A 12949-nucleotide genomic window follows, 5' to 3' on the forward strand; every position below is an offset into this window, starting at 1 on the left:
CCTCACGTAGTTGCATTTTAAAACCAGTCGACATACCATTCAATCAGTTTTGTTTTGAAACTGGATCGAAGATCATGGACGCGGATTCCGTTGCGCTTGCAACGCCGGCCCGCGGCGCTCCCGTGCGGCCGCGCGCGCCGTTGTCGCGCGGCCTCGTACTGCTGTTCGCCGTGGCCAGCGGTTTGAGCGTCGCCAATGTCTACTATGCGCAGCCCTTGCTGGACGCCCTGGCGCGCGATTTCGGCATCACGCGCGCCGCGGTTGGCGGCGTGGTCACGGCGACGCAGGCCGGTTGCGCGCTGGCGCTGCTGCTACTCGTGCCGTTGGGCGACAGGGTAGAGCGTAGCCGCCTGATGATCGTGCAATTGCTGGCGCTGGCGGGCGCGTTGGGCGTGGTCGGTCTCGCGCGATCCGTAACGGTGCTGCTGGCCGGCATGCTCGGTGTGGGTATGCTCGGCACGGCCATGACGCAGGGTTTGATCGCCTATGCGGCGGCGGCCGCCGCGCCCGACGAGCGCGGGCGCGTGGTGGGCGCAGCGGGCAGTGGCGTGTTCATCGGCCTGCTGCTGGCTCGCGTGTTCTCCGGCGGCGTGAGCGATCTTGCCGGTTGGCGCGGCGTGTATGGCTGTTCCGCCGCCGTCATGCTCGCCCTGGCCGTGCCGCTGTGGCGCCGGCTTCCGAAACTGGCACGCGGTGAGCCAGGCACGATGAGCTATGTACAACTGATCATCTCGATGTTCGCGTTGCTGCGCTCGGATCGCGTGCTGCAGACGCGCGGCGTGCTCGCGCTGCTGATGTTCGCGACCCTCAATATCTTCTGGAGCGCGTTGGTGCTGCCGTTGAGTGCGCCGCCCTACAATTTTTCTCATACGGCGATCGGGGCCTTCGGCATAGCCGGGGCGTCGGGCGCGCTGGCCGCTGCGCGCGCGGGCCACTGGGCCGATCGGGGTTGGGGCCAGCGCACCAGTGCGGCCGCGCTGGCGCTGCTGTTGCTGGCGTGGTGGCCGCTCTCGATGCTGGGACACTCGCTATGGATGCTGCTGGTCGGCATCGTGCTGCTCGATCTCGGCGGTCAGGCGCTGCACGTGACCAATCAAAGCCTGATTTTTCGCAGCAACGCGCAACTTCATAGCCGGCTCGTGAGTCTTTACATGCTGTTCTATGCGGTTGGCAGCGGGCTGGGCGCGATCGGCACGACGGCGACGTATGCCGCGGCGGGCTGGCATGGTGTGTGTACGCTGGGCGCGGCCGTGAGTTTGCTGGCGCTCGTGTTCTGGGCCGTCACGGTGCGCAGCATGCCGCGCGTCCCCGTGCGCCTGTACGTCGAATTGAAGCCTGAATGGAAACTCGAACCGGGAGACATGGATGGATGAACTGAAACTGCTGGCGGATGCCGACGCACGCGGCCTGCGCTATCTCGAAGGCAACGCCACACGGCGTGTTTTCCCCTCGAACGAAGCCATCGCGGCGCTCAGTGCGTTCGACGAGCCGCTGCCCGCGAGCGGATTACCCGCCGAAGACACGCTGTCGCTGCTCGACCGCGTAGGCTCGCCGGCGACGACGGCTTCGAACGGTCCGCGCTATTTCGGCTTCGTGATCGGCGCGGCGCTGCCTGCAGCGGCCGCGGTCGAGCGGCTCATGCTGGCGTGGGATCAGTGCGCCTCCACGTTCGACAACTCGCCGGTCGCAGCCACGGTGGAACGCATCGCGGGACGCTGGGTGCTCGAAGCGCTCGACCTGCCACGCGAAAGCGCCGTGGGCTTCGGCACCAGCGCGACAGCGTGCACGCTCGGTGCGCTCGCTACCGCCCGGCGCGCGCTGCTCGCACGGCAAGGCTGGGACTTCGACCGCCAGGGGCTGATGGGCGCGCCCGAAATCAAGGTCGTGGTCTCGGAACTCGCTCACATTACGGTAAAGAAGGCGTTGCGCATCCTGGGCTTCGGGCTGGAGCGCATCGTCTACGCGGCCGTCGATGCTCACGGCGGCGTGGATGCGGCGCGACTCCCGCCGCTCGACGACCGCACGATCCTGTGCCTGCAGGCCGGCGAGGTGAATACCGGCGAATTCGACCCGTTTGCGCCGATCATCGCGCGTGCGCGGGAGGCCGGCGCGTGGGTGCATGTCGATGGCGCGTTCGGCCTGTGGGCGCGGACCTCGTCACTGGCGGCGCTGACCGAGGGTATCGAAGGGGCCGATAGCTGGACGACCGATGCGCACAAGTGGCTGAACACGCCGTACGACTGCGCCATGGTCATTTGCCGCGATGCAACGGCGCTCGCCGAGGCGATGAACAGCGACGCGGCCTATTTGTCTGCGAGCGCCGACGCGCAGAAGAACCTCACACTGGAGTTCTCGCGCCGCGCGCGCGGCATTCCCGTATGGGCGGCGCTACGCACGCTCGGTCGCGAAGGTGTCGCGGCCATGGTCGAGCGCCATCACGCGCAGGCGCAGCGCATCGGCGCCGAACTCGAACGCCTGGGCTACGAGGTGCTCAACCGGGTCGTGCTGAACCAGGTGCTGTTCCGCGGCGCAACGGATGCCCAGACGCTGGCGCTGCGCAGCGCCGTGCAGGCTTCGGGCGAAACGTGGTTCGGCGGCACGATCTGGCAACGGCGGCCTGCGTTGCGGATCAGCGTGTCGTCGTGGCGCACGCGGGATGAAGACATCGAGGCGCTCGTGCAGTTGCTGGCATCGCTGCGCGGCGATTCGCGTGCGCCGTAGCGAACACCGGCGACAACGTTGCGCGCACAGCGAAAGCCCATTCTCGAGTCAACGTAGCAACGCGAGACTCAGCGCGATACCGGCCGCGTAAGTGCCGAGCGCGCCGATAAATCGGGCGGGATTGGGTTTTGCCATCGAGGGAAACGCGACCAGCCCGACGACGAGCAAGCACCGGCAGACGGTCGCGGCCACGATCAGCGCGAGCGTTGCCGGCGAGGGCGAGTGTGTGCCCAGATAGAGAAACAGCGCGGCCAGGAAGGGCACATATTCGGCCGTGTTCGCATGCGCGCGCACGAACTTGTGCAGCAGGCTGGCCGGGTCCGGCGCGCATCCCGAGAGCGTGCCTTCGCGAAAGCGAAGCATGGAAATGGACAGGCCGAGGCCAAACAGCAAAAGACCCAGCACGGCCACGCAGGCCAGCGCAATTCTGTCCATGACGGCCTCCCTGGCGAAAGAACGCGATGCGATTGTGGCGCGCGCTAGCCGACTTCCACGCGGTTGCGTCCGCTGTCTTTGGCCCGATAGAGCGCCACGTCCGCGCGTTTGACGATCGCACCGAAGTCATCCTCGCCCGGCAGGCGCTCCGTTACGCCGATGCTCACCGTAAACGGAACGGGCTTGCCCAGCCGCCATTGATGCTCGAAGTCCTGCTGCTCGATGGTCTGGCGCAATTCCTCGGCCACGGCCGTTGCCTGCTCGATATTGAACTCAGGCAGCGCGGCGACGAACTCTTCGCCGCCCCAGCGCGCAAACACGCCAATGCGCCTGTCGCTGTTCATCACGACTTTGGCCAGCACGCGCAGCACTTCGTCGCCGATGTCGTGCCCGTAGCTGTCGTTGATCTTCTTGAAGTAATCGATATCGAGAATAAAGACGGAAAGCGTTTTGTCGGCTTCGAGAAGCTGTTCAACGGTATCGGCAAATTCTCGGCGGTTCGGCAGGCCGGTCAGCTCGTCGGTGACGGCCTGCTTCTGAAGCAGATCCATCAAGCGAACGCGGTCGGCGATATCGCGAATCACGGCGGTGAATTCGATCAGCCCGCCCACGTTGATTTTCGAAATCGCAATTTCGACGGGCAACAGCGACCCATCCCGATGCAGCCCATACACGCGGTTGCGCTCGTCCATCTGCCGCGAGCGCACGGGCGAGCGCGCAAACAGGTGGACGTATTGCGAATGATTGGCGCGGTAGCGCTCGGGCAGAAGGTCCGTGATCGGTTGGCCGAGCATTTCTTCGGCAGAGTACCCGAACAGGTTTTCCGCGGCACGATTGAATAGCGTGATGCAATGCTGTTGGTCGATCGTGATGATGGCGTCGTAGGCTGCATCGACGACCGAACGAAAGCGCGACGTGCTGACTTCCAGTTCGTGCGTCAGCAACATCTTCGTGGTGATTTCAAGGCCTGTGACCATGATTTCGAGTACGGAGACTCCGCTTTCGGCGTGGCGTATCGGCTTCAACGACAGGCGCCACCAGTGCGTTCCGTCCCTCAGGTCATAGGCTTGCTCGAGTTCCCGGGCGACGCCGGATTCGAAGCACTGGGTCAGCTTTTTGCGGAATTCGGTTCGGGCGTAGTTGGGAATGAGCGAATCGAACGGTGCCGGGAACGACTTGATCGCGCTGCGCCTGCCGCCCGTCATGCGCATGAAATGATCGTTGCAGGCCGAAACCACGAACTGGCCCCGCTCGTCGCGGCCGATCATGGCCACGCTCGCAGCGATTTCGTCGACGAAATCGCGCATCATGTTCGACCAGTCGGCCATCGAGCCTCCTTTGCCCGGTTGCCCAATACACTGACGATATAGTAGTCCGCATTGCGCGGCGCGGCAGCGTAATGTGTCCCACGGACGTTTTCGAACATGCGGGTTCGCGCGCGTTCGCGCAGACCCCAGCGCGAAATCGGGGTAATTCGAAAATGCGAAGAATGCGAACGCCGAAGTCAGAATGGGAGGTAAATGCCGCGCTTTTTTACGGCATTTTTTCTTGTGCGAAGAAGAACGTCGCACCTACACTGGCGCGTCGACTTCGCCCGAGTCATTGCCATGTTTTGCCGCCCGCCGTTCAATCCTATGTTTCTCCGCTAATCATGCCGACGCGTTTTCGAGGCTGGTTGAAGCTCGCGCTTCTCACGTTTTCCGTCGACCAGATACTGACCGCCGTGTTCGGCTACGTTACCCAGCAGATCGATCCGGGCATTTCGGACATCGAGACGCTGATCTTCAGCTGCATTACATGCCTGCTCGTCAGCAACTGGCTGGTGACCGATGCGCGTGCCGCGTGGGCCACGGCAAAGAAGCAGGGCTTCATCGGGCCTGTACGAAGCGGTGCAAATGCGCACGAAGCGCCACTCGAAATTGCCAACGCGTGCCCGCGACGCTGGCTCGTCGTGCTGCATCTCGAGTTGAATCCGCAGCTCGCACAAGGCATGTGAGATTTAGACACGACGCACCGCTATTTTTAACACCGCTTTTACGCGTTCGGGAATACGCTGAAGTTGTGTTCACAACCTGCGAATAGCAATTCAAATCTCATGGCTTGCGCAAATCCCATCCCCCGTTACGAGATCGTGGCGCCGGCTCCGCGCCCGCGTGCAAAGGTCGTTCCGTTGCGGGCCCCGCGTGCCTGGCTCGAAGTCATGCTGACCGCGAATACCGAAGAAGCCGCGCGGGCGCATCTTGCGGCGCTGCTGCATTCCCCGCTCGGCGTCTACGTCGCGCAAACTGCCTTCGCGCGCGGCGCCATGCGTGTGCTACTCGATATCGCGCCCGAAGACATCGACTTCACGATGCATACGCTGATAGGCAGCGTGCCGGAAGCCACGATCGGCGCGTTGCGTCTGCGTACCGGCAACAAGGGGGCCTGATATGTTCGAGGGAATCCGGTTGCCCATCGTGACGCCGTTGCGCGATGGCGAGTGGATGTCGAGGCGTTGTAACTCCTGACCGACGAATACGCGAGTGACGGCGTTGCCGGCATCGCCGCGCTCAGCACGACCGGCGAGGCGGCGCTCCTGAACGACGTGGAGCGCGTGACCGCCGCGCCTTCGCCCTGATTTCGTTTCGCGCCCGCGCCCTCGCGGATTTTTTTTCGCGTTTTCGAACTTTCATCTTGTCGCGCTACTATCCCCCTACTGTGTCATGGGGAACCTACGAAGATGAAGTACGAGAACGCTCTGCAACGAGCGATCAAGGAGCGCCTCGAGCGCGCTATGGAGCTGGCCGAACTGTTCGGTCTGTTGATCATCGGCATTGGCACCGTGGCCGCCATGGGCGCCCTGATCTGGCATATGGTGCATTCGGACGGCGTGACGCTGACCGACCTGCTGCTGATGTTTCTCTACCTCGAGATCTTCGCCATGGTCGGGCAGTATCTCAAGGCTGGACAGCTGCCCGTTCGCTTCCCGCTGTATATCGCCATGGTGTCGATCGCGCGGGACCTCATCCTGCGCGCGGGCGCGAACACCGAGCTGCATTTGCTGGCGTCTGCGGGCGCGATCGTGCTGATCGCGCTGGGCGTGCTGATCATCCGCTTCGGGCAGGCGAAATATCCCAGCAACACCGATGAACGGCGCGTGGAAGAGGCGAAGTAGGCCGGTCCTGCTGAAGTCGTGCCGTTTTGAGTTATCGCAAGCAAACCGGCCCGAGCCGTGCGGCAATGGTGCGGCACGCGGCGAGCAGGGGTTCGATGTAGCTCTGCTGCGCATCCGCCTGGCGGCGGAACATCGGCATGCTGACGCTCACGCAGCCCACTGCGTGACCATCGGCGCCGAGAATCGCCGCGCCGTAACACCAGATCGACTGTTCGTTTTCTTCGCGGTCTTCCGCGTAGCCGCGTTGCGCCGTGAGTTCGATCTCGTCGCGGATCGCGTCGAGGTCGGTCATCGTATGCTCGGTGAAACGCACGCGCGGCGCCTGTGCGAGCATTGGCTCGCGCTCGGGCGGCGTGAGCGTGGCGAGCCAGGCCTTGCCGACCGAACTCGACGTGAGCGCCACGCGCGTGCCGATACGCGAAGCCATACGCACGGCGTGCGGACTTTCGAGCTTTTCGATGTACACCATCGCGCCGTCGCTGGGCACGGCGAGGTGCACTGTTTCCGAGGTGGTGTTGCGCAGTTCCATGAGCGCGTCGACGGCGGCGATGCGCAGGTCGGATCGCTCCCAGCTGCGGCTCGCGAGATTCACGAGACGCGGCCCGAGCGCGAACGTATTGCCGCCGCCCACGGCCGCGACGAGCCCTTCGGCCTGCAGCGCGGCGACGATGCGATGCACGGTCGGGCGCGGATAGCCGCTCGCGGCCACGAGCTTCGCGATGTTCGGCGGCGTGCTGGCATCAGCGATGAGCTGCAGCACGGCGATGAACTTCGAAAAGGCGGCCGTGCCGGCAACGCCCTTGGCGTCGCCGGATTGGGAGGAGGTGGGGGAATCAGTGGTCGACATCGGAAAGCTAGCGGGCGCCATGTGTGGCGCCATTATGCCCGCAATTCCTGCGGATCAGGCGCACAGATAGCCGCCGTCCACGGGCACGATCGCGCCCGTCATGAACGAAGCGGCGGGCGAGCAGAGAAACGCGGCCACGTTCGCGACTTCTTCGGGCTGCCCCCAACGCTTCATCGGCGTACGCTCGAGGATGCCCTGCGAGCGGCCGCCGTCGTCCTGCAGCGCCTGGGTGAGGGGCGTCGCGATCCAGCCGGGCGCGAGTGCATTCACACGGATATTGTCGGGCGCATAGGCAATGGCGAGCGAGCGCGTGAGCTGCGCCACGCCGCCCTTGCTGGCGCTATAGGCCGGCACGAGACCGCCGCCGAAAAAGCTCAGCATCGAAGCCGTGTTCACGATGCAGCCGGAAGAAGCCCTGAGCAGCTCGCGCGCGCTCGAACACACACGCATGGTGCCGTTGAGATTGATATCGAGCACGCGCTCGAACGCCTCGATCTGGTGCTCTTCGCCGCGGCTGATCACACCCGCGCAGTTCACGACGATATCGAGCCGCTCGCAGCCATTAACCAGTCGCGTCACGTCTTCGCTCGAACGCACGTCGAGCGAGGTGCGTTGCACGCCGGCATCGAGTACGTCTGGCGTGCCGGCGGGAGGCGGCAGGCCGGCGGCCGTGGTGTGTGCGCCGAGTTGTGCGAGCCGGTTGGCAATGGCCGCGCCGATACCGGAGTGGCCGCCCGTCACGAGCGCGACCTTCCCCGCGAGAAAATTGTCCTTGAATGTCATGATGCGTAGTGCGAATGAACAGATGAATCAGGTGGGTTGGGTCGCTGCCGTCCGGCGCTCGTTTTCAGGCACGACTTCCCTGACGACGAAGAGATAGACGAACGCGGCGGCGAACGCCACCGCTGCGCTGATGAGCAGGGCGTTCACGAACGAATGCGTCTGGTCGACCACGATGCCGGTGATGACCGGCGCAAACGAGCCGCCGAAATAGCCGCCGAAGTTCTGCATGCTGCCAAGCGACGCCACGAGATGGCGGGGAGCCGCCACGCTCACGAGCGCCCAGGCCGCGCCGCTCGACATGTTCACGAAGAACATCGCGACGGAAACATAGGTAATGGCGAGCGCGGTGCTCGGCGTGTAGGCGGCCGGCACGGTGAAGGCCGCCGCGCCGATCAGCCCGACGCACAGCGGCCACTTGCGGCTGCGGATCGGCGCCATGCCGCGCTTGAGCAGGTAATCGGAAATAAAGCCGCTGCTGGCCATGCCGATCGTGCCGAACACATAGGGAATGGCGACGAGCCAGCCCGTATGCGCGATGGAGATATGGCGCTCCTTCTCCAGATAGCCGGGCAGCCAGGTGAGATAGAGCCACACCATGTAGATCACGCCCATGAAGCCGAAGATCATGCCCCACGTGTTGCGCTGCTTGAGCAGCATGCCCCATTCGGCGAAGCTCAGTGCGCTCTTCTTCGGTGCTTCGGTCGCGCCGTCTTCGAGCCATGCCGTTTCTTCGGACGTGAGCACGACCTGATCGCGGTTGCGATAGACCACATACCAGCCGACCGAGACGAGCACACCCAGCACACCCATGATGATGAACATCGGACGCCAGCCGAACGAGAGCATCAGCGCGGTGAGCAGTGGCGGCGCGATCATCGGCGCGATGGTCGAGGAGGAGACGAACGTGCCGGTTGGCGCGCCGCGTTCGCGCACGGCGAACCATTCGTGAATGACCTTGGCGCCCGCCGGAAAGAGCGGCGCTTCGGCGATGCCCAGCACCACGCGTGCCGCCAGAAAATGATTGAGCGTTTGAATGAAGCCCCCCGTGACCTGCGCGAGCGACCACACCAGCATGCCGAGCCCGAGCATCACGCGCGAGCCGAAACGGTCGAGCATCGCGCCCACCGGCAATTGCGCGAACGCATAGGCGAGCGAGAACGCCGAAAGCAGCAAGCCCATTTGCGAAGCGTTCAGATGCAGTTCCTCCGCCACCGAATGGTTGGCGATGGAAAGCGTGCTGCGGTCCAGGTAGTTCACGATGCCCGCTATCGTCAGAAAGGCGATGGCGATCGTCTGGGTGCGTTTGAGCCGTTGCGATTTTTTGATCATGGGTCGTCTCCTTTTGGCTGTTATCGTGTGGGTGTCTTTGGGCGTGTATCAGTACGTGGCGCGGCCGCCGGAAAGATCGAATATCGCGCCGGTGCTGAACGTACAGGAATCCGAACAAAGCCATAGCGCGAGATCGGCGACTTCATCCACGGTGCCGAGCCGCCCGAGCGGACTCTTGTCGATCATCGTCTGCACATGGGCGGGCGCCATCTGCGCGAGCAGCGGTGTTTCTACGGCAGCGGGCGCAATGCCGTTGACGAGAATGCCCATCCGCGCGAGTTCCTTGCCGAGCGATTTGGTGAGCGCGATTACACCGGCCTTCGCCGCGCTGTAGGCGGACGCGTTCGGCGTGCCCTCCTTGCCCGCGAGCGATGCCACGTTGACGATGCGCCCCGAACCGGCGCGGCGCATGGCGGGCACGACGAAGCGGCAAACGTGATAGGTGCCCACCAGATTGACGTCGACGATGCGTTGCCATTCGGCGGGATCGTACGCATCGAGCGGCACGGTCGAACCGGCGAAACCCGCGTTGTTCACGAGGTAGTCGATGCGCCCGAACTCGGCGAGCGTCGCTGCCAGCGCCGCTTCGATCGTCTCGGGGCGCGTGACGTCGGCTTCGATGTGACGGGGCGCGTCCTGCGTATCCAGCGGGCCGGGCACGCGGTCCCAGTTGACCGTGCGCGCCCCGCCGCGCGCGAACGCATTGCAGATCGCGCGGCCGATGCCGCCCGCCGCGCCGGTCACGACGGCCACGCGCCCCGCGAAATCGTACCGGGCGCGGGTCATCGGATGAACTGGTCCACGTAATCCTCGCCAAGACCCACCGCCGCGTAATGCTTGCGGCACATGTCGATCTTCGTGAACACGTCCTCATAGCCCGTGTAGTTGCCCCACGGATCGCAATAGAACATCACGCCGTTGACCTGGAAGTAGGTGATCATCTCTTCGACGTCTTCCGGTACGTAGAGCGTATGCGTTTCGCCGGGCGGCTCGAACACGTAGCTGCCTTCGGTCGCTTCCCAGTCGTGCTCCAGATAGCGCCAGCGGCCCTTGAGCACCATGCCGTGAACGGCCTGCGGATGCCGATGCCTGCTCAGGACACCTGATTTACGCACGCGCAGCAAATTCATCCAGTAGCCCTGTGCCGTGTTCAGGCACAGCGGACGGAACCATACGTTCTCGGCCTGGGGTACCCACACGCGCTCGTCGGTGGGAATGGCGTGGGGAATGACGATTTCCTGCTGCGCTTCCTTGGGGAACGGAAGCTGATACGGCGTCATGGGGGAGTAGGGCTTGTCCGTCATCAATTGCTCTCGTTATGTCCATAATATGGACGCTAAGTCCACGATATGGTTCATTGTGCGGGAGGGATTTGATTGAGGTCAATGCCAGGGTTTCCCCGGGGCCGGCTGTCGTGCGCTTCAGAATTCAATGCCTTGCTTGTCGCACAGCGTTTCGATGAGCAGCCGCGGCGCGGGGGCGAGCGGCGCACCCTGGCGTGTGACCAGTTCATACGGTTCGCTGCGGGAAGCGAGGCGCAGCGGCAGGATGCAGGCCATCGCCTGGCTCGCGAAGAACTGCGCAACGTCGATCGACACCAGCGCGACGAACGAGGGATTGCCTTGCAGCAGCGCCAGCGTTGCGAACGCGGAGGTCGTTTCTAGCAGATGCGTGGGAAAGCGCAGTTCGGCCTCGCGAAACTCGCGTTCGAGCAACAGCCGCATCGGCATGTTGGCGCGGTAGACCACCCAGCGATACTTCTCCGTGTCCTTGAGGGTGAGCTTCTTCGCGCGGTGCAGCGGATGCCGCACGTTGGCGATCACGGCGAGCGTTTCGTCCTGCAGTTTGAGGCTCTCGTAGAGATGCGGCGTCTGGCTGACCGTGGTGCGGCAGATCGCGAGATCGAGCCGGCCCGCATCGATCTGGCTCAGCAGCGCAGCACTCGTGTCTTCGACGATTTCAACCGACATTTCCGGATGCGCCGCGATCAGCGTGGAAATCGCGTCGGTCAGCAGCGGCACCGCGCCCATGATGACCCCCACCGCTACGCGTCCGCCACGCCCGCGCGAGAGTCCGACAAGCTCCTCGCGCAAATGCGTGAGATCGGTGTGGATCAAGCGCGCGTAGCGGATCGCGCAGTGACCGGCCTCGGTGGGCTCGAGACCTCGATTGGTGCGATTGAAGAGCGCGGTGCCAAAGGTGGTTTCGATCTCCTGCAATGCCTTGCTGGCGCCGGGCTGCGTGAGTGAGACCTGTTGGGCGGCCTTCAACAGCGAGCCGTGATCGCCCAGGGCGATCAACAGCCGAAGTTGCTTCACATGGAGGCGGGAGATGATCGAGTTGAGCGACGGGGTCATGGGGTTGAGGAAAAGTTATAGCTGTATCAAATCTTCTCAATTACCGCGTATAAGGTGTCTCCCTATACTGGCCCAAAACAATAGCACTATGCGGCCGAAATGCGGTAATTGCATTGCCGTTGCCAGCGTTTGCCGCCGCAACGGCCGAATTCACTATAACTGAAACTCAATCCTATGTCCCTCATCAACTACGTCACGCAAATCCAGTTCGATTTCGGCGCCATTCATTTGCTGCGGAACGAATGCGAACGTGTGGGCATCAGCCGGCCATTGATCGTCACGGACAAGGGCGTACGCGCGGCGGGGATCGTCGATAGGGTGCTGGGCGCGCTGCCAGGCGTTGCGCCCGCAACGATCTACGACGGTACCCCACCCAATCCGAGCGAAGCGGCCGTGCGTGAGGCCGTGGCGGCCTATCTCGCGGGGGAGTGCAACGGCATCGTCGCCGTTGGCGGTGGCTCCGCCATTGACCTCGCCAAAGGCGTCGCCGTTTGCGCGACACACGAAGGACCGCTGCAGCGCTTCGCGGTGATCGAAGGCGGCGCGGTGAACATCACGGCGAAGACGGCCCCGGTGATCGCCGTGCCGACGACGGCGGGCACCGGCAGCGAAGTGGGGCGCGGCGCCATTCTCATTCTCGACGACGGTCGCAAGGTCGGTGTGATCTCCCCGTACGTGGTGCCGCGCGTGGCGATTTGCGATCCGGAACTCACGCTGGGCTTGCCGCCCGGTATGACGGCGGCGACGGGCATGGATGCCATCGCACATTGCATGGAGACCTTCCTCGCGCCCGCCTTCAATCCGCCCGCGGACGGCATTGCGCTGGACGGCTTGTGGCGCGCGTGGCGTCATATCGAGCGCGCGACGCGCGATGGCGGCGACCGCGTGGCGCGGCTGAACATGATGAGCGCGTCGATGCAAGGCGCGCTTGCGTTCCAGAAGGGTCTGGGTTGCGTGCACAGCCTGAGCCATTCGCTCGGCGGCATCAACCCGCGTTTGCATCACGGCACGCTGAACGCGATTTTCCTGCCGGCTGTGCTGCGGTTCAACGAGGCAGCGCCTTCGGTGCGCGAGGAAGGCAAGCTCGACCGCCTCGCGACGGCAATGGGGCTAGGCAGCGGCGCCGAAGTGGCGCCTGCCGTGCGTACGATGACCGAGCGCCTGGGTTTGCCGACGGGCCTCGCGCAACTCGGTGTGAACGCCGGGCTGTTCCCCGAGATCATCAAGGGCGCGCTCAAGGATCACAGCCACAAGACCAATCCGCGCGAGGCCTCCGAAGACGATTACCGCGCCATGCTCGAATCGTCGATGTAAAGCGGCGCG

14 protein-coding genes are annotated in these 12949 nt (G+C 64.0%); 6 read left to right on the forward strand and 8 right to left on the reverse strand.

Features of this window, described 5'->3' with window-relative positions:
• Nucleotides 1-74: 74 nt before the first annotated feature.
• Both ACOJB8_RS21015 and ACOJB8_RS21020 read left to right on the forward strand, forming a co-directional pair.
• Nucleotides 75-1373: an MFS transporter gene (locus ACOJB8_RS21015; RefSeq protein ID WP_475014019.1), complete on the forward strand. Its 1299-nt coding sequence runs from the start codon at nt 75-77 to the stop codon at nt 1371-1373.
• Nucleotides 1366-2721, forward strand: coding sequence for a pyridoxal phosphate-dependent decarboxylase family protein (locus ACOJB8_RS21020; RefSeq protein ID WP_475014021.1), 1356 nt, complete (start codon nt 1366-1368; stop codon nt 2719-2721). The genes ACOJB8_RS21015 and ACOJB8_RS21020 overlap by 8 nt, the downstream gene beginning before the upstream one ends.
• Nucleotides 2722-2769: 48 nt before the next feature.
• On the opposite strand, the gene ACOJB8_RS21025 is transcribed toward ACOJB8_RS21020, so the two are convergent.
• Nucleotides 2770-3156 (reverse strand): MAPEG family protein, encoded by a 387-nt coding sequence (locus ACOJB8_RS21025; RefSeq protein ID WP_069262361.1) that lies wholly within the window; start codon nt 3154-3156, stop codon nt 2770-2772.
• 44 nt (nt 3157-3200) lie between these two features.
• Entirely contained in the window at nt 3201-4484 is a 1284-nt protein-coding gene (locus ACOJB8_RS21030) for a sensor domain-containing diguanylate cyclase (protein WP_069262360.1), read from the reverse strand.
• 347 nt (nt 4485-4831) lie between these two features.
• Between ACOJB8_RS21030 and ACOJB8_RS21035 the strand changes: the two genes are divergently transcribed.
• From ACOJB8_RS21035 to ACOJB8_RS21045, 3 genes are all read left to right on the forward strand, one after another.
• Nucleotides 4832-5152 carry a hypothetical protein gene (locus ACOJB8_RS21035; RefSeq protein ID WP_342948320.1) on the forward strand — a complete coding sequence of 107 codons (321 nt, stop codon included), beginning with the start codon at nt 4832-4834 and terminating at the stop codon, nt 5150-5152.
• Nucleotides 5153-5356: 204 nt separating this feature from the next.
• Complete coding sequence (locus ACOJB8_RS21040; RefSeq protein ID WP_256094505.1) at nt 5357-5584, forward strand: hypothetical protein; 228 nt, start codon at nt 5357-5359, stop codon at nt 5582-5584.
• 291 nt (nt 5585-5875) lie between these two features.
• Nucleotides 5876-6310, forward strand: a complete 435-nt coding sequence (locus tag ACOJB8_RS21045; protein ID WP_069262357.1) for a phosphate-starvation-inducible protein PsiE — start codon at nt 5876-5878, stop codon at nt 6308-6310.
• Nucleotides 6311-6341: 31 nt separating this feature from the next.
• Here the strand turns inward: ACOJB8_RS21045 and ACOJB8_RS21050 are convergent, their stop codons facing one another.
• The 6 genes from ACOJB8_RS21050 to ACOJB8_RS21075 all read right to left on the reverse strand — a co-directional run bounded on the left by ACOJB8_RS21050 (nt 6342) and on the right by ACOJB8_RS21075 (nt 11626).
• The gene (locus tag ACOJB8_RS21050) at nt 6342-7157 is read right to left on the reverse strand and encodes an IclR family transcriptional regulator (RefSeq protein ID WP_069262446.1); all 816 of its coding nucleotides are present in this window, start codon (nt 7155-7157) and stop codon (nt 6342-6344) included.
• Between the two features lie 54 nt (nt 7158-7211).
• Complete coding sequence (locus ACOJB8_RS21055; RefSeq protein WP_342948318.1) at nt 7212-7940, reverse strand: SDR family NAD(P)-dependent oxidoreductase; 729 nt, start codon at nt 7938-7940, stop codon at nt 7212-7214.
• A gap of 27 nt (nt 7941-7967) precedes the next feature.
• Nucleotides 7968-9269 carry an MFS transporter gene (locus ACOJB8_RS21060; RefSeq protein ID WP_342948317.1) on the reverse strand — a complete coding sequence of 434 codons (1302 nt, stop codon included), beginning with the start codon at nt 9267-9269 and terminating at the stop codon, nt 7968-7970.
• Between the two features lie 48 nt (nt 9270-9317).
• Nucleotides 9318-10055 (reverse strand): SDR family NAD(P)-dependent oxidoreductase, encoded by a 738-nt coding sequence (locus ACOJB8_RS21065; protein ID WP_342948316.1) that lies wholly within the window; start codon nt 10053-10055, stop codon nt 9318-9320.
• Nucleotides 10052-10573 carry a 2,4'-dihydroxyacetophenone dioxygenase family protein gene (locus tag ACOJB8_RS21070; protein WP_069262353.1) on the reverse strand — a complete coding sequence of 174 codons (522 nt, stop codon included), beginning with the start codon at nt 10571-10573 and terminating at the stop codon, nt 10052-10054. Before ACOJB8_RS21070 ends, ACOJB8_RS21065 begins: the two co-directional genes overlap by 4 nt.
• A 117-nt stretch (nt 10574-10690) precedes the next feature.
• Nucleotides 10691-11626 (reverse strand): LysR family transcriptional regulator, encoded by a 936-nt coding sequence (locus ACOJB8_RS21075; protein ID WP_475014024.1) that lies wholly within the window; start codon nt 11624-11626, stop codon nt 10691-10693.
• A gap of 174 nt (nt 11627-11800) precedes the next feature.
• Between ACOJB8_RS21075 and ACOJB8_RS21080 the strand changes: the two genes are divergently transcribed.
• Nucleotides 11801-12940 (forward strand): iron-containing alcohol dehydrogenase, encoded by a 1140-nt coding sequence (locus ACOJB8_RS21080; RefSeq protein ID WP_475014026.1) that lies wholly within the window; start codon nt 11801-11803, stop codon nt 12938-12940.
• Nucleotides 12941-12949 lie beyond the last annotated feature (9 nt).

The sequence above is a fragment of the Paraburkholderia sp. BR10141 genome, assembly GCF_056155635.1.